Source organism: Rhodoplanes sp. SY1 (assembly GCF_046000175.1).
In the GTDB taxonomy this organism is placed as follows: domain Bacteria; phylum Pseudomonadota; class Alphaproteobacteria; order Rhizobiales; family Xanthobacteraceae; genus Rhodoplanes.
In genome coordinates this window covers 1-510 of sequence record NZ_JBEOMB010000507.1, presented here as the reverse complement: position 1 = coordinate 510, position 510 = coordinate 1, and the positions used below count along the sequence as shown (strand labels likewise).

1 protein-coding gene is annotated in these 510 nt (G+C 65.7%); it reads left to right on the top strand.

All coding sequences use genetic code 11. The features are described 5' to 3' along the window. Positions 1 to 301: 301 nt before the first annotated feature. On the top strand, positions 302 to 510 hold a 209-nt coding region (locus ABTU92_RS30645), incomplete at its 3' end, for a hypothetical protein (protein ID WP_408095291.1).

Genomic DNA, 510 nt, shown 5'->3' with positions numbered 1-510 from the left:
TTCATCGACTACAACGGCCACATCGAGGTCCACAGCTCGCTGTTGAACGTGGTGCTGCACGACAATCCGCAGATCGGCGATCGCGTCGACGAGCCGGAGACGGCAGGAAAGTAGGGGCGGCAGCCGCGTACCGTCAGCGGTCCGATCGTCTTTTCGCGCCGATCCCGCAACCGCCTGCGACGTCGGCGTCGGCGTCGGCGTCGGCCGAACGGCCGGCTGGTGAGCCTTATTGCACAGACACCAGCCGCCGATCGTACTCAGCTTCCCCAGGCACCGTCATGCTCCTGTGGAAGTCGAAATCATGTCGATCCAGCATCATCGAACGATCCGGCTCGTCCGGACTGCGCCTTGGGCGCAGAGCTGTCCCGTCTGCGATCAGCCGATGCGGCTGAGGCTGATCATGCCGGCCGAACAAGGACGGGAGACACGGATCTTCGAGTGCCGCTGCGGCCGAACCACGAGCCTCGCGGTCCGGCTTCGTCACCTCGACACCGGCCAGGCTCCGGCGCC